This window comes from Vibrio sp. R78045 (genome assembly GCF_042466085.1).
GTDB classification, from domain to species: Bacteria; Pseudomonadota; Gammaproteobacteria; order Enterobacterales; family Vibrionaceae; genus Vibrio; species Vibrio cyclitrophicus.
In genome coordinates, this window is record NZ_JAXHBS010000004.1 from 43,106 (window position 1) to 59,593 (window position 16,488).

The 16,488-nt window shown below is 40.0% G+C and carries 14 protein-coding genes; 10 read left to right on the forward strand and 4 right to left on the reverse strand.

Features of this window, described 5'->3' with window-relative positions:
* Positions 1–40: 40 nt before the first annotated feature.
* The 10 genes from SJY39_RS00775 to SJY39_RS00820 are packed head-to-tail and all read left to right on the forward strand — an operon-like array spanning position 41 to position 11,248.
* Complete coding sequence (locus tag SJY39_RS00775; protein ID WP_390240788.1) at positions 41–1,246, forward strand: TcpQ domain-containing protein; 1,206 nt, start codon at positions 41–43, stop codon at positions 1,244–1,246.
* Positions 1,243–2,862 carry a hypothetical protein gene (locus SJY39_RS00780; protein ID WP_390240790.1) on the forward strand — a complete coding sequence of 540 codons (1,620 nt, stop codon included), beginning with the start codon at positions 1,243–1,245 and terminating at the stop codon, positions 2,860–2,862. Before SJY39_RS00775 ends, SJY39_RS00780 begins: the two co-directional genes overlap by 4 nt.
* A 1-nt stretch (position 2,863) precedes the next feature.
* The gene (locus tag SJY39_RS00785) at positions 2,864–4,468 is read left to right on the forward strand and encodes a hypothetical protein (RefSeq protein ID WP_390240792.1); all 1,605 of its coding nucleotides are present in this window, start codon (positions 2,864–2,866) and stop codon (positions 4,466–4,468) included.
* On the forward strand, positions 4,455–5,210 hold the full coding sequence (locus tag SJY39_RS00790; protein WP_390240793.1) for a hypothetical protein: 756 nt from the start codon (positions 4,455–4,457) through the stop codon (positions 5,208–5,210). The genes SJY39_RS00785 and SJY39_RS00790 overlap by 14 nt, the downstream gene beginning before the upstream one ends.
* Before the next feature lie 20 nt (positions 5,211–5,230).
* Complete coding sequence (locus SJY39_RS00795; protein ID WP_390240795.1) at positions 5,231–6,889, forward strand: GspE/PulE family protein; 1,659 nt, start codon at positions 5,231–5,233, stop codon at positions 6,887–6,889.
* A complete protein-coding gene (locus tag SJY39_RS00800) occupies positions 6,882–8,066 on the forward strand; it encodes a type II secretion system F family protein (protein ID WP_390240796.1) in 1,185 nt (394 codons plus the stop codon). Before SJY39_RS00795 ends, SJY39_RS00800 begins: the two co-directional genes overlap by 8 nt.
* Before the next feature lie 50 nt (positions 8,067–8,116).
* Positions 8,117–8,701, forward strand: coding sequence for a prokaryotic N- methylation motif domain protein (locus SJY39_RS00805; protein ID WP_390240798.1), 585 nt, complete (start codon positions 8,117–8,119; stop codon positions 8,699–8,701).
* A gap of 11 nt (positions 8,702–8,712) precedes the next feature.
* Positions 8,713–10,158 (forward strand): hypothetical protein, encoded by a 1,446-nt coding sequence (locus SJY39_RS00810; RefSeq protein WP_390240800.1) that lies wholly within the window; start codon positions 8,713–8,715, stop codon positions 10,156–10,158.
* Positions 10,159–10,213: 55 nt separating this feature from the next.
* Positions 10,214–10,552, forward strand: coding sequence for a hypothetical protein (locus SJY39_RS00815; RefSeq protein WP_390240801.1), 339 nt, complete (start codon positions 10,214–10,216; stop codon positions 10,550–10,552).
* A gap of 9 nt (positions 10,553–10,561) precedes the next feature.
* Positions 10,562–11,248 (forward strand): hypothetical protein, encoded by a 687-nt coding sequence (locus tag SJY39_RS00820; RefSeq protein ID WP_390240803.1) that lies wholly within the window; start codon positions 10,562–10,564, stop codon positions 11,246–11,248.
* 39 nt (positions 11,249–11,287) lie between these two features.
* On the opposite strand, the gene SJY39_RS00825 is transcribed toward SJY39_RS00820, so the two are convergent.
* The 4 genes from SJY39_RS00825 to SJY39_RS00840 are packed head-to-tail and all read right to left on the reverse strand — an operon-like array spanning position 11,288 to position 16,487.
* Entirely contained in the window at positions 11,288–12,070 is a 783-nt protein-coding gene (locus tag SJY39_RS00825; RefSeq protein ID WP_390240805.1) for a hypothetical protein, read from the reverse strand.
* 14 nt (positions 12,071–12,084) lie between these two features.
* Positions 12,085–14,736 (reverse strand): hypothetical protein, encoded by a 2,652-nt coding sequence (locus SJY39_RS00830; RefSeq protein WP_390240806.1) that lies wholly within the window; start codon positions 14,734–14,736, stop codon positions 12,085–12,087.
* 18 nt (positions 14,737–14,754) lie between these two features.
* Positions 14,755–15,372 (reverse strand): hypothetical protein, encoded by a 618-nt coding sequence (locus SJY39_RS00835; RefSeq protein WP_390240808.1) that lies wholly within the window; start codon positions 15,370–15,372, stop codon positions 14,755–14,757.
* A complete protein-coding gene (locus tag SJY39_RS00840) occupies positions 15,369–16,487 on the reverse strand; it encodes a hypothetical protein (protein ID WP_390240810.1) in 1,119 nt (372 codons plus the stop codon). Before SJY39_RS00840 ends, SJY39_RS00835 begins: the two co-directional genes overlap by 4 nt.
* Position 16,488: the final 1 nt, after the last annotated feature.

A 16,488-nucleotide genomic window follows, 5' to 3' on the forward strand; every position in this document is an offset into this window, starting at 1 on the left:
TTTATAATACACTTACGATTATATCGAAATATGGAACTGTATGATGAAACGGATTTATAGAAAGCTAACCTTAGCAACGTCGTGTTTGCTAACTACACTTGCCACAAGTAGCTCATATGCTGATGTGTACATTTCATATGACTCTCTTCAACCAACGTATGACCAAAAATTAAGTCAGGCTCAGCTAGACAGTTACAGAGAAATGACTGTGGCTATCCATCAGCAAAATGACTTAAACGAATTTTATGCAGCTGAGATCATCAACTTCCAAAAAGAGCAACAAGCTCGCACTGACGTAAAGCAGTCAAACTTGGAAGCGCAAGCATTTCTGAACGAACAAACTCGCCAAGCTAACGACCGTCAAGCAAATCAAATAATGATGGCAAGAGCTTCATTAGAAGACCAGCGTCTATCTAATCAATCAGATGCCATGGTAAGAGAAGCAGAACTTTTACAAATGGGTGTTCAGCAAGAGCAAGATTTTTTAGAAAAACAACGAGCTCTTGAAAGTCAATTCTTTAACACTCAAGCGGCAGTACAAAGAGAATCGTTGGCTTTACAAACTAGCGTTCATGAAACGCAAGTTCAGATATTGGAAAACGAATTGCGTGATGGCGCACCCTCAAACCTAATTATTGTTTCTGCCGATGCTCAGAACATGAAACAAGTAATCGATCCAAGTCAAACAGACCAAATAACTGAGCTTGGAGAGGCAAAGCAAAAAAGTGCCGTTGTTAACCTAAATGAATTCGTTAGCGCGATTTTGCCCCCACACTGGAAATACACAGCCCCAGACGGTTTAGATAACGAAACAATCAATGCTGTGCAAGGCAAAGATTGGCAATCGATTCTTAACCACATTGCCGTAAATAACCCCCATTTAGAAATTACAGTTTCCCCAAAAGCCCAAACTGTCTTTGTTCGAAACACAATGCAGTACCAAGTTGATTCCACTGTTAGCCGAAACTCCCCTTACACGACTTGGCATGTCTCTACGTCTAAATCAATGCGTGGGAATATAGAAGCTTTTGCAAAAATGGCCAAATGGACTGTTGTCTGGGACACAAAAAAAACTGATTACGATACCGTTGCGCCAGTAGTGCTAAAGACACGATTTGCTGGAAAAGGTGGCGTGGTCGAGCGCTTAATTCGTCTCACAAAGGACGAAGACATTCCTTTACATGTCGAATTTAAGTACGGCAATAAGGTCGCAATCATTACTCGTAAAGGAGCAAAAACCAAATGAAGATTAGCAAGCTAAGTATCGCAATATTAAGTGCGCTAGTTGTTGGTTGTTCGAGCAATGACAACCAAAGCGAACTAAAAGAAATTGATCAACTTAAAATTGAGCAAGAACGCTTAAGAGAGATGGTTAATCAACAGTTTGAACTAGACCGTTCGCACATGGATGAAAGTGACGACATTTATGTTCTTGGTAGTCCATTTGAAATCAAAGAAGATGTGGCCGTTCCTCCAATTTTCGACATGCCAGTATCAATTGGAAATCTTGAAAAAGAACCTTTAGACAGTGTCCTAGAAAAGATAAATCGAAAGTTTCAACAATTTGGTGTGATTGTGGCTGTTGAACGTGACGCTCATGAGTACCTAATTCAACAAGCTTCAATTGGTGATGAATCTGATGAAGAATCGGATTCTGGCAGTGCAGACGATATCGCTGGAATCTTGCCAATACAAAATATCGACTCAGAGGCAATTGCTGAAAAAGATACGGGTAAGTATGGAGCTGAACTTAGCTTAAATTTTAAAGACACAACTTTAAGAAACATGCTTGACCTGATCTCGGCATCCACTGGTTTATGGTGGGGATATGAAGAGGGTCGAATTACCTTAAACTACTTCGTAAAAGAAACATTCCAAATCGATGTATCAGAAGCTAGTTACGCGATCGCATCAAGTCAAGCATCACAATCAAACTCAGATACTGGTAGCGCAGACTTTTCATTATCTACCTCATCTGAGCAGTCTAACCCATTAACTCAACTTGAAAATCAACTTGGTCAATACCTAAGTGTTGATGGCAGCATAGCCCTGAACAGGTTTGACCGAACGGTAACAATCAAAGACACGCCAAGCAACGTTAAACGCGCCAAGTACTTTATTGAAGATTTCAACTACCGTGCTCTAACTCCGTACAACATCAAGACAGACATTTACGAGATTATCTACGAAGTTAATGATGAGAAAAATATCGATTGGACTATCGCGTTCGAAGATGCAAATTGGGCTGTCGATGCTCTAGTACCGAAAGTTGTTTCTGAATCTGGATTAGGTGGCCTAACCGCTAAAAAGATTGGCGGCAAGTTCGATGGTTCAACAGCCATGTTGAAATTCCTGAATGAAAACTCAAGTGTTTTTTCAAGAATCACCAACACAGTTAAAACCAAAAACAACATCCCGACTCAACTCGTTAGCTCAAACAACCAAGCAATTGTTGCTGGCCGAGAAGTGACAATAGACTCAAACGGCTTCTCTCAAGAAAGCACAACCACTAAGTTAATCAATGAAGGTTTCAACTTATCATCAAGACCACGCCTGACAAGTACAGGCAGCATTGATATGGAGTTAATACTAAACACAAAAGCAATTAACAATATCAGCGCCTTTGGTGATGAAGAAAACATGGTTCAGCTAGAAGAGACGGGGCAACACGGCACTATTACAGGCATCCCTATTCGTTCAGGTGAAACCGTTGTACTTAATGCTTACGAACGTGATCTATCGTCAGCTCAAATCACTTCTTTAGCTGAACAAATGCCTTGGTGGACAGGTGGCGGTAATACTAAGAAGCGTTACAAAGCTGCTTTAATCGTCATGGTTAGAGCTGACATTATGGGTCGCTGATATGAAGTCAATAAGATTCAGATTTGATTATACACAGTTCCCAGTAATGACAGACATGCAGTGGTCTGTTGCTACGGATGTAAGAAATCAGTCCCAGTATACAGCTGCGTTCAAACCTATATTTGAGTTTTCAAAGAAAGGTGTGATTGAGAAAAACGGCAATTCCAATGTACAAGTGGGTGCATTGAGCGACCCCCGTCAAACACTTAACGAGACTAACTGTAAGTCTCTAGCAATCGAAACAAAAACAGCAATTAAAAATAAGCGACCTGACTTAAGAATCAGTGGGAATGTAAATGTCTACATCTTCCATCTGAAAGAAAATATTTACTATGTTCTTGGTACGGTTGGGCTCGCGATTAAAATCGATTCTACTGTTGAAATTAAGAAAGATGGCGAAGAACTATTCAGCGACCAGATAGAAACCATTTTATACAAATTGAATGATGTCAATTTTGCACAGGCTATCCCAATAACGGTTCATGCATGTAATACAGATGTCAATGAGGAAATAGTTGCTGGATTTAATTTCATTATCAGTCACTTCGACAACCTCAAAAGTGACTCAGCATATGACATCACTGTTCAGAATGAAGAGATCCACCTTAGTTCTCTAATATCTGACGACTCGAAAGCTACCCCAATTTTTCTAAAAAACATTGAAAAGTATGGGTCGAAAAATCGAAGCATATTACTTGTAGCCGCAGGGTTTACGATAGGTTCAATCCTCTTGTGGGGATACAACTGGCATCAATCTTCTCTCGAAGCAGAGGCGTTAGCCAACGCCAAAAGAGCCGAGGCAGCGAGAATAAGGGCTGACCAGTTATCTGCCGCTCTTGACAAAAAAGCTAATAACTCACCTCAACCAGACCAAATCGACCAGTACAGATTGTTAAAACAAGAGAGGCTAAACAATGAAGTCGAGTGGATTCGAGCCTTTGACCTTGCATCAGGGCAAAATGTTTTTACTCAGGCTGGTGAGAAAATACGTAACACGTTAGTTGAAGTTAATGGGTGGAAGACGAAACACATCCAAGTTGTCATGCAATTAGACCCAAAAGATTACGTTCTTACGGCTAACTATAGCCAGTCGCTCGTTCGAGAAAATGACTTATTTACAGTCAATGACTTAGTTGGTTTCTACCCTAACGCAGCTTCTAGGTTAGATGGCAATTCAGCTGTCAACACAACGAAAGTATCTATCGAGCTTGATCCTAAAAAATGGAAAGCAAAGCAAAACAAGTCATCGATACTTGACGTCATATCAAAGCTTCAATTTGCGCAGCATTCAAAGGTCATTGATTCTTGGTCAATTCGCCAAGAGAAGATTATCCCACCAACACTATTAAGTGAACGATATCTTGAACTTAAAGAGAGATATGAACCTGAATCTAGCGAGACAGACACACCAGTTACTGTTAATGAAAACAGTTGGATATCGAACTTCAAAGCACATCGACTTATCGTTTCTGGGAAAAATACCAGTGTTATTTCACAAGTAAGTGAATTGCTAGTTCATGAAACAAACTTGATGTTGGAATCAGTCAAATACGACCCTGAAACGAGCAACACTGTAATTGAGGCAATCATTCATGAAAGAAAATAATATCGCATCTAAATTATTACTAGCTGGGCTGTTCATCCTAAGTTCCTCACCGATTTCAGCGGAAATGTTGACTGTAAAAGAGTTCGAACAAAAACAGTTAGAAATTATGCAATCGGAAATGTCTAAAGCGAAGCAACTTGAAGAAATTCAAGAACTCATCGCATTGTATAAAGCAAATGCTGAACTTGCTAACCTTATCAACCCACCAAAAATTGAAGTGCCTGAATTCACTGAGGAAGAGGTCGCTGCTGATCAAGCTTCAATCAAAGTCTCAGAGTTGCAAAACCAACAAGGTGACAGAATAAAGCGAATGCGTGAACTTATCGCGACCAATGATAGCGGTATGTACATGTCTGAATACTTTGAAGTCGGCAATTTCATTCAAGCTAGCTTTATTGTAAACGGGAAGATCAGAAAGGATGTGAATGTAAAAGACGCAATTTCATCTAAAAGGCCATTTGGTAACTACCGTATTATAGACGTCGTAGATAACGACGTAATTGTACTTAACACAAAGACTAATAGACGACAGACTCTAATTCTCCAATCGCCTACAGAAGTCTTGAATGAGATTGAATTTGCTAACGAAGTAACAAGAGAGTATGCGAAAAGCATTGTCATGGGAGAGCTTGATGTAGAGCTGCAAAATCAAGGTGGCGATTCTACAAATTCTACTTTTCTCGATGTTAACTACCCGACAATGAACACCTCCCCTACTCCATTCGATTCATTGAGCAAGTAGGTTCAAATATGAGTTCGGGTATGAGTAATCGCGAAACTGTTACAGACACAAGTCAATTTGGCACAGTCATGAGCGTACTGACGGCAAAAGACGTCGGTATGAGTTTAGACAGCAATGAGAAATACATTGTTTTAATCAGTGAGGGCGAAAAAGGCAAGACAGCTCACGCACTGGTTAACAATGAGTTAAAAAACTCGAATGGTACACCAATAGACCTATTCCTGACTGCGACTAGAAATACCTTAAATCGACAACCTGAACTAGCAAGCCTTTGTAATACTTTAAGACCCCATTATGTCTCCAAAGACATAATCAAAAACATGAAAAAACTGAGTGTAAACTCGGAAAACTCTAAGACAGACAACTCTAGAGAGAAAGAAGTTGAAACAATGTTGTTGGATGCAGAGCATATGGGGGCATCTGATATTCACGTTACGTGTGACCGTAGTGAATCGAAAATAAAGTTTCGAATTAATGGTGAGTTGGAGGTTTACGGTGGTGATAGAAACCAAGAGGAATTGCACTCGATGGTTTCAGTTCTATACAGCTCCATGGCCGCTAAAGATGGTGCAATCAAAAGTGAAGAATTTAAAGACTACGAACAAGCCGATGCTGTTATGTATCGAAATCTTGAAAATAAGCGGTTAGGTGTACGAATAACAACGCACCCAACAATCAATGTAGAAAAATGCTACCACATGGTTATGAGGGTTCTTGGCGATCAAAATGAACACGCAAAGAGAATCCCATTCGAAGAGCTTGGCTTTATGTTTGACCAGCCATCTCGAATTAAAGCCGCCCTACGTGGAAAGGGGATGGTATTAACCATTGGTGAGACTAACTCAGGAAAATCCGTCTCTCAACAAAACTACCTAATGTTGATCAACGAGGAAACGAACGATACAGAATCTATCTACTCGATGGAAAACCCGATTGAACGACAACTGAAAGGGGTTACACAGTTCAACATTAACCAAGATGATAATGGCAAAAGCTTAGCTGATGATTTGATCTCATACTTCATGCGAGCCGATCCGAATACTCTTGCACTTGCTGAGATTCGTGACCGAATGAGTGCTGAATCTGCACAAACATTATCTCAAACGGGTCATAAAGTTTTTGGAACACTTCACTGTGAAAGTCCTTTTGATGTATTTGAGAGATTAGTGGGTCTTGGTTGTAATCACAACACACTCTCATCAGGTGAGGTTTTGGGTAGTGTTATTTCACAAAAGTTGCTTAAGAAGATTTGTCCTGATTGTTCAACGGATATTTATTCTGAACCAAGTATTAATGAAAAACAGATGCTTGCAATTGAACAATTATGCCAGATGGGTATGGGTCATCGAGTATCAGAACTTAGATTTAGAAATACTAGTAATTCGAATACGTGTACAAACCCAAAATGTCGCCATGGTCTAATTGGGAGACAATTAATCGCAGAGGTCGTTAACGTATCACCTCAAATTCTAGAACCGCTATCAAAAGGTTTAAAGTTTGAAAGTAAGCGCGTCTGGTTAAGTGATAATAATTTCACAAAAATTGATTGTGCGCTCACTGCTATTTTCAATGGATATGTAGACTGTGCCGATGTACTGAATGAAATTGGCGATTTATACGATACATATTACTTAAGACAAGAAATGAATATACCGCACCCAAAGGTAATTTATGCCTAAATTTAATATTACTATTTCAGATAGCATTCAAAAGCTAGAAGTTTTTCTAAAAAACTCATTGAGCCTTGAAGATACACAGTATGATGACCAGAAATATAAGAAATTAGATACATCATCGATATTCTTTAAATTTCAAGCGTTTTTCGTTTCAAAAAAAGTAGTTATTAACTATCTAACTATGTTGCTGACAAAAATAGAACAAGGTAAAGATATTGCGAGCTCCATTGAACTATTATCAGACAAAGTTAACTCTCACTATCCTAAAGGTAAAAAGAATGGGTTAAAGCGATTCTATTTGAATGTTTTAAGAATTTGGAACTCAGACACTCAAGACCCAACTCTGGCCAATGTCTTATCACCCTACCTCTCAGAGATAGACATAATGATCCTAGAATCTGCCCCGACAAGCCAACAGGGTATCAGGATGATCATTGACAACTATAATTCACAATCAACCAACATGACCCTTATACTTTCTGCTGCGGCCTCTCCCGTTTTTTACATGTCGGCAATTTTCGCGATGATAAACTGGATGCATCCTAAAGTCGTAGTACCACAGGTTAGATTAGTTAGGAATAATGGACACGAATTAGAGGGAATACTATTAGCACTCAACTCATTTAATGAGTCGGTACTAGCTAATCAAGTGGTTATTATTCCTACTTTAATTTCTCTAGGAATATTCTACCTAACAACGATTAGTCGACTAAAAGGGACTCCAAGAGCTGTCATAGAGTTAATCCCAATATTTGGAATCCCCTTTAAAAGCTATCGAGCCAACTCATCAGTAGCTTTCTTGCAAACTCTGGCTACTTTAACCAAAGCTGGACAAAGCTTAGACGCAGTTCTTTCGGTAATGGTTAAAAAAGCAAGTCCCTTTTTATCTTACGAAGTGAAGAATATAAAAGAGACGTTTGAACTAACTGGTGCAATAAGTCAGTCTTTAAATACAAATCTATTCAGTGTTGATACCCAGTTTTTACTTAAGGTCTATTTAGATGCAAAAGACCCAAGCAAGCACATGGTAGGAATATCAACCGAGATTAAAAATCATGAGGGGCTAAAAATGAAAGCTTTAGCCATAGGAATTAACGTAACAGGTATGGTCGTACTTGTTATGTACTTAGGTTTGTTTATTGGAGGGCTATTTACTGTAGGTGAGTACTTATCAAAATAGAATCAATCATTTTTTCAAATCAATATACTTTAAATTTAAAGGACTAATGTATGAAACACTCAACTAATCGTCGTAACTTAAAAATGAAATCTACCCGTAATAAGCAAAAGGGTGTATCAATTGTTGGTGCAATTCTCGTTGTAGTTATGGGTAGTATTGGTTTAGCTGTAATTTACGGCATGTACGCTAACTGGGAAGAGGGAAATAAAACAAGAACTGCTGTAGCCATGGTAAACAAAGCTTTCGATAATTTACCAGCTTTAAAAGAAACTTATGGTACGTATGATGGCTTAAGTAATCAGGTGGTATACAACTCAAATGAAATTGTTCTTGAAGACGACAAATCCGTAACGGCTGACGAATTTGTTACGCCATTCTCAACCAACGGTCTTACGTTTACCTCTGTGGACTCCGCAACGTTAATTAACGGTCGTGTTTTATCTGGTGTTGATCAGTACGCTCAAATCACTATGTCAGAAGTGACGAACACTCTTTGCCAAGACATTGTACAAGGCTTGTTTGAGCGAGCTCTAGAAATCCGTGTTGGTACTACTCGCGTTGCGACAATGCCAGCTGTTACTACTCAATGTGCCGCTGCTGGTACGACAACAAACCTAGTCTTCATTTCTAACTAAGGTAAGCGAATATGGATTCAAGACGAAGTAAGCAGAATGGCAATGTTCTCATTGGCGCTTTATTGGCAACAGTCATAACAGGGTATCTTTTGAATTTATGGGCTCAGAAGACCGTTGCTGAAAATTGGAATGAATCCATTAGTTTGCAAAGTGAAAGATTAGCAACCGTGGTTAATGGTGTGGTTCGTTATCAAAGCAGTGGGGGCAATCCTCCTGCTTTAGCCTCACCACTAGCACAGTGGAATACTGCTGGCGCTCCATTCGAAGATGGAGCTGTTCATACTGGACTAGATTGGCTGAAAGAAACTACGTGTAGCGCAACTGCTACAGCTCCATTGAATTTCATACACTGTAGCGCTCTTGATAGACCTAATTTGGGTGAAGATACTATTTATCGTTTTGTTGTGAGTAACGATGGAGTAAATATCAACACTAGAGTTTCAATTGTCCAAGAGAGTGACAACAACATTGGTATGAGACGTAATGGAGACATTGACCTCTTCTTAGCCTTGAAGATCGCAAACAGAGCCGAACCAAAAGTCATGTTTACGAGTCAAGGCGCTACCAACACAATGTTTCTTGTCGATCAAGTGACCGCTGTAATTTCTGCTGATGTTGGGCTAAATGTTGCTAGCACACCATTTCTAAGAGCCGATGGCCTAGTGGAAGCTCACGGAACACAACGTTATTTGGACGGAGCAAGTATTGAGGGGGTTGAAACGGTTAGTGCAGAACGATTTGCTGATTATGATAGAGGTACTGACACCATATCTACTACTCACTTCATTGACATGGATGGTAACAGCCAATTAGAGAACGTGCAGACTCAAACACTCACTTCACCTCAAGCTACGATCAACCTCTTATCTTCAACTTTTATTGATGCAACTGGTGCTCAATTAGGCAACGTTAACATTGATAATGTGGCGCTTGATTACTTCACCCAAACTAACCCAAACGTTCAAAATACGATTGCTGGCGAGTTATCAATAGGCGCGACGGGTGATGCAGTAAATATCGGCAACGGCAGTATTGGTGTAGATAATGCGATATATAACAATGCTGACACTAGTTATTTCATCGATTTATCAACTTCTGGCACAACGAGACTAAACGACATCGTTTTGACAGCACTCGGTAACAGATCAATTAGTGATTTAATGCCAAAGTTTTCGATGCAAGGCTCTAGACTTGTTGAACATTACAACATCATACCCAAGCCGTCATGTGCTGACACAGGATTGGCTAGACTGTTGGTTACACCTACACGATGGACAAGCTTCTTACTCGATTCTAATGGGTATCCAAGGCTGCACAGAAACTATAATTATGTATCCGCTGATGAATCAACTTCTACTTGGCGAATCAGGTTTGAAACACACAGCCCAACAACTGGTAATGTCATACCCGACTATGCCGCTCAAGGTATTGCAGAAGTATACTGCTACTACCCGTAATCGTTTTTTAAAAAAATGCAAAAACACAAACTTGCGCTATAAAGGATATACATATATGATTGCAATAACAGTTCGAAAATTAACCGTTTTTTGTGCGTTTTTTTTGATGGTTGGCTGTACCAATCTAGAAGTTGGAAAGCCAATTAACTACGCAAAACTTGAACGTCTGACTGTTGGAATTAGTACCATGGAAACAGTTAAGCAAGTGTTCGGGTATCCGCAAGAAATTATCTATCCCGACTCAAGAACGATTTATAAGTACCGCTACTTAAAGAAAAGTACATTTGAAGAGAACAAGCATGCTATTGATTTTGTTTTTAATCACAATCAAAGATTAATCGACATTACGATTAATGATGCAATCAACATGGCAAGCACAAACTCTAAGGAATAAGGTGATGCAATGCTAACAACGTTAACGAAAGGTGTAGTACATGGCCTTGTAATGGTCTTGGTTAGCATTGCTTTTTTAATCAGTTCGGTTCGTCGAACTTTTTGGCTTTTGGCTTCTTTGCCCTATCGCGCCATGAAGATACGAAAAGTTAAGGTGTTTGTTATTTCATTCACGCTAACTCTGCTCACTATTTACCAGCCATTCATTTCACTACCCTCTAGTTCATTTATTGGATATTCAGAAAGAATGGAACTGCATCTTGATCGTCTTACTACACGTAGTGGATTGACTTATAGCGTCCCGTATAAAACCGTACCTACCTCTAAGCAACCAGTAGAAAATTACGGAAGCGCTTTTTCATTTTTTTCAAAAAACGAATTCACACCTGTTTTACCGCCAGTTGGGGATAGTGAAACGATTAAAGGTTACTTTATCGCTCGTAACGCAAATTTTGGTGCAAACAGTGTGACCGTTGAAGTTCAGTCGGAAAAAATGGCTGCTATGTTTCCATACGAACCAGTACCACAAGATACAAGCTCATTCACCGTTTGGACGAAGCCTTTGATGACAATTAATCAGCATGGCCAACTTCCCTACCCCAAGCATATCCTGTTGGTACTGGCTGTGTTTGCAATGTACACCTACCTCTCAAGTAGCGTGTTCTCTTGGGTATTACGTCGGAGCTTTAAGACCTAATAGCTTGATCAAAAAAAGCGCTCATTGAGCGCTTCTTTTTTATAAATACTTTCTGGCAAATTTATAGGGGAATATGGCCTCACGTTTACCATTCAAAAAATCTTTCAGGAACATTCCCCCTGTCCCAAACCGATCCCTTTCAATTACCCAATTATGATAAGCAAAACTGATGTAAACCGATATCGAAAACATAAAAAAGGACGTCCATAGCCCCACTGTAACCCACTGTGCGAATGTTGTAGGTAAATCTGATACAAGTACACTCAAGCAGAAGTAAAACAGCTTATACAAGCTGTACAGAACCGAAAAGGTAGCCAAACCCAAACAGCTTAATAGAATGTCTTGGTTTGCCTCAATTTTCTCTAGAGTTGTTCCCTCGACTTGCAACATTAGCTCTCTAAAAGGCAACTGATGTTCGTCTATGCGCCTATGTTTTTCAATCAGTTCATTTGGTTCGAGAATCGCCATTGTGTCGTTTATAGTAGGCATTAAGAAGCGCTGTATAAACACCTTGTTAGCTGCTGAGCTTGGGCGTAAACCACGGAAAAAATGATCATCAACTGTGTTTGATAAGCTTTTCCCTATTACAATGACCCCTCTGACAGCCGCACCACGCTTTTTCTTTGGCTTAGGCTCTTGTTCACCGCCCAATGGTAGAGGCGGCAAATTAGCTGTATGGTTGCGAGAAGATTCAATGACTGCATTGCTATCTTTTGAGACTGATACTTCATTTACTCTACTGATTAGATCAGTTTTTTTTTCACAACCGGTATCCGTTGTCTTGGTAGTCTGTGATTGTTCAATGTTTGTATTGTCAGACATACATGCCCCCTATCTTAAGCGTTAAAGTTTGAAGTATCTTTGTCTTTGCTTTTTCCTTTCTTCTTCGGTTTATCATCATTACCAGTGTCCATAAACTTTCCTGCTAGATCGTCCAGTTGACTTGATAAGCTTTTCATTCCTTGGGTCGCTGCTTGGGTATCCGCATCACTATTACCAAATGCCCCACCAGCGAGAACCGAGCTAAACCAAACGCCACTAGCATCATTCAACAAAGTAGTGATTCGGAAACAATACAAACAGATGAAAAACAGCCCGACCCCGTAACCTAGAATGCAGAAAATAACGAATGAAATTGAATCTAACGTACTTAACCCACCAATCTTATTAAACATGGAAGTAAACCAAATTAGATTAAATAAAGACATGCCGACATAACCAAAGGCTATACTGCCGACAAAACCAACTACGGTCATTGGTTGACGGATAAATACGCCATACAAGAGTGATAGGAATCTCTCAGTATCTGGGGCTAAGACACCATCCCCTTTAGGTAGCGCCATCAAGATAGCAGCAAAAGGTACTGAGGCCATCGCAGCAAAACAGGTAAACAGCATTGCTAAAATTATCATTGTCCACCCGAAAACGGGTATAGCTGGTAATGCGTAAATAAGAATCAATGACACAGAAGTAAGAGCCATAATTAACTTTGAAAGAACCGATATGCTCCAACTAACCATTTCTGCGCCCAAATTTATGAACATTTTTTCCAAAAAAACCAACGGAGCGAGCAAGGGCATTTTATTTAGTACTGATTGGTTAACTTTCGATGCTACTTGCACGGTTGCATCAGAAGCCGCTTTTAACGCAGATCTGGTGACGTGAACAAGAAAAGCAATATCTCTAATGCCCTCACCAAATTGAGTCAGCATGACATAAGGAGAGTTTTGACCAGATAGGTTAAGTAACATTGCATCCGAACCAGACAATAATGAACCTCTAGAACCAGAACCTGACCCCATGGCCGTACCATCATTACCAAAGTCGATTATGCTCATTCCTTTCCAAAGTGATTCAAATAAGCCGACAAACAAGCCAGCAAAAAAACCTAGTTCCACTTCATTGCTGGGTTGGTTAGTCTTGAAGAAGTTAGACCAAATATTCACGTCCACGCCATAAGACCTGTCTATGCCATTAATGGTGGTGGACATCTGCTTTAACGACCCTTTATCAGCCATGATTGTTGTCATAAAATCAAAGCCCAGTGTTAAATGCCCTACGGTTTCACAAGCGTATTCACGACCATCAAGCTCTTTACTAGTAAACCAACTAAACGTTGAGTTCACACAAAGATTCGAACCATCAGATAAATCATTCAGGTCTATTTTTAACTCATTAGTGTAACGTTCAGCTTCATAACTAAGCCCTGCGAACTCTTGATAGAATGACCAGAACGCCCCAGCTGAAACATAGCCCGAAAGGTATCGATTGAAAACACGTTCCGATATTGAGCCGTAAGATTCACTTGCCGTTGAACCTTGCCCCTGAATCATCTCATTACCAAAACTGGATAGAGCAGCATTACTTACAGCCTGTTGATCATAAGCTAATTTTTGAGCTAAATAGATCATGGCATCAGCGGTAGCGTTAACTTTTAAAGGTAATGTAGTTTGAGCTGATTGAAGTGAACCGATATTGATTTCAGTAGGAATGAATCGATCAGCACCTGTTTTACCTAATACATCATAAATGGTTTCAACGGTGAACGATGCGAAGTCGCGATAATAATGCTCAGCGAATGTCTCATACGGTAACAAACTACCAAAAATCATTGAGTTCGCAGTAGCTCGCATTATTGACTGCATCTTTGGGACTTCTTCAATGAGCTGCCCAAATTGAATTCCATCATTCTGTCCCTCTGACGCCCCTGTTACTAAATCGGGATCTGGAATAATTGAAAACTCGATCACACCGCACTTGGCGTTTTGACCACCTAACAAAATTGATAAATACTGGTGAACCCCAGATGGTGGCGGCAATGAGATCTCACTCAAACTTGAAGCTGCTTTAAAGTCTGCTCTGCTTGTTGTGCTCCCTTTACTACCAACCATGTAATTGAATAATGATTCACCATTGATAGTACCAATCGTCTTGTGGTACATCAGATTACAGACAAATCCAACGGCAAAGTCATTTGAGCGGTCTATGGTATTTCTCAATGTTGGAGCGCCACCGATATTGAAGTCAAACATTGCTTTACCAGATAACTGCCAGCCCCAATCAGCAACAGCACCACCAGCAAGAATCAGTCTCATGGTATTCGCTTGGACGTTACTGATATTTACGTTGTACGCATCTAAAGCTTCAACACCAGCATCCGTAGGCAATAGCAAACCGACAGCTAAGATAACTCTTACAATCAGGTATTTTGACGAACCATTTGAAAGGCTAGCAGTAATCAACCCCGACAAGAGAGCTTTACCACCATTCATACAGACAACAATCATCACCCCAGCCATAGCTATAATATTCAGTGACGCTAAGCTCACCATTACTGCCGAGATTGGATAGTTTATTGGGTATTCTGAATCAAAGACTCCATAGACCCATTCGCCAAAGAACAAAGCTTGCCAGTGAATGGTTGATGGATCGGACAAAAATGATAGGGCATCATTTAGTGGGTCAAATAGTGATGTAGGATCAGACATAGCATTTCCTTATGCAAATTAAGTGAGCAATTCCCAAAGCTCAATAGGATGCATACACATTGCACCAAGTATGATTTGTAAAGCTGCACCGCCTAATGTTGGTGGTGGTTTGCCACCGACCCCCTGTGAGTTAAACCGAGATACGCCAATCCAACCTCGTCCATAAGCAATCGCCCCTGCAAGCATTAATATGCTTGTCCACACATTAAAAAAGTTGGCATTAATGACCTGAGTTTGCCAAGACGAATCAGTGTAGATACCAAGCTCATAATGTAAGCAACCAGATACTGCGCCACTTGCACAAGAAATGGACTTAAACATCTCGATTGAATATTTATCAAAGTGAGAATTGATAAACACAGAATTGGCAATTAACGCTTGGCCAGCTCCATACGACATTAGGAAAACGGAAGAAATGAATTTAGCCGCGATACTAGCTGGAGAGACATCAGCCAACTGAAATGTCATTTGAGAATAAATGCCAGTTAGCTGCTTAACGTTTTTCAGTTCGATAACACATTGGACAAAAATCACAGCACCAAGAGCAAGAAAGGTTTGCTCTATAAGAAAGTAAAGTGAGGGTATTTCCGACTCAACCAAGAACCTAAAGAAAAGATCTAAAGGCGAGCCCGTCATTTGATTAGCACCTTATTTTGTAAAGCGATTAGACTGGTTGAAGTAACGTTTGTCTTTGTGTTTAGAAATGTGAGTATCAGCTGTAAACTCATCATTTCAGCATGCATTCTTTTGACTTGTTCGCTCGATACTATTTTCTGATCATCAGGTACGGTTTTAAGGTACTCAAACTTAGCTTCTGGATGCATCGTACCCCAATCACTAGGTAAGTTTGATTTGTCATTTGTATTGGTTAAGAGTTTCAAAAACTCTTCACTGTTGTAATACTTAACTTGCTCTTCCAGTTGAGCCATAATTGATTGCTTTCCATTCGTATGTTTATACAAATTGTTAACATCAATCAGAGCTTTATTTGCTATAGATTCAACTGTACGTTTTGCAGCCCATTCGGTGGTTCTTTTCACTGCGTTAGGGTCATTAGATGTCGCCAACGAACCATCAAGTGTTCTAGGTAGTGATTGCGTATCATCAACACCTAAAATAAGCGCTAATGCGTCATCATGGGCTTGCTGATTTGCAGGGGTCATCACCCCAGTTCCAACACCTAGTACCACGCCTCCATCAAGCATTAGAGCAAGGTCTTCTCCATCTTGATTTTCGACTGCTGAAACAAGGCGGTTGGTTATTGCATTTCGCTTGTTCTTTAACGCATCACAGTGTAAACCTGAGCCATTTTGACAGTCGATAATCTTTGCATTTATATGATTTTCAACATCCAATTCAGACGATGATGAAGCACCACAATTAGACGCCCAAGATTCAATCAGTGCTTTAGCACCACGCACTGATTTACAGGCACTTGGAGAAGTTAAATAGCGCTCTTCTGCATGCGCATTTGATGTGGAAGAAACAGATGTGGTAACAGCTGAAATCTCGTTACTTGCTCTTAGATCAGACTGCATATTTTCATATACACTTAACGCTTTATCTTGAGCTAACTGGCTTGCCCAGCTTGCTTTTTCTTCAATCCACCTAGCCGCACTAGAGGCCATTTCTTCCATTTGCAACGAATTACCAATGGCGTCCACACACACAACCGCATTAGCATTAAAACTAAATACAGATGAACTAATCGCAATAGATATGGCCGTTTTTCTAAAAAACATATGCATCATA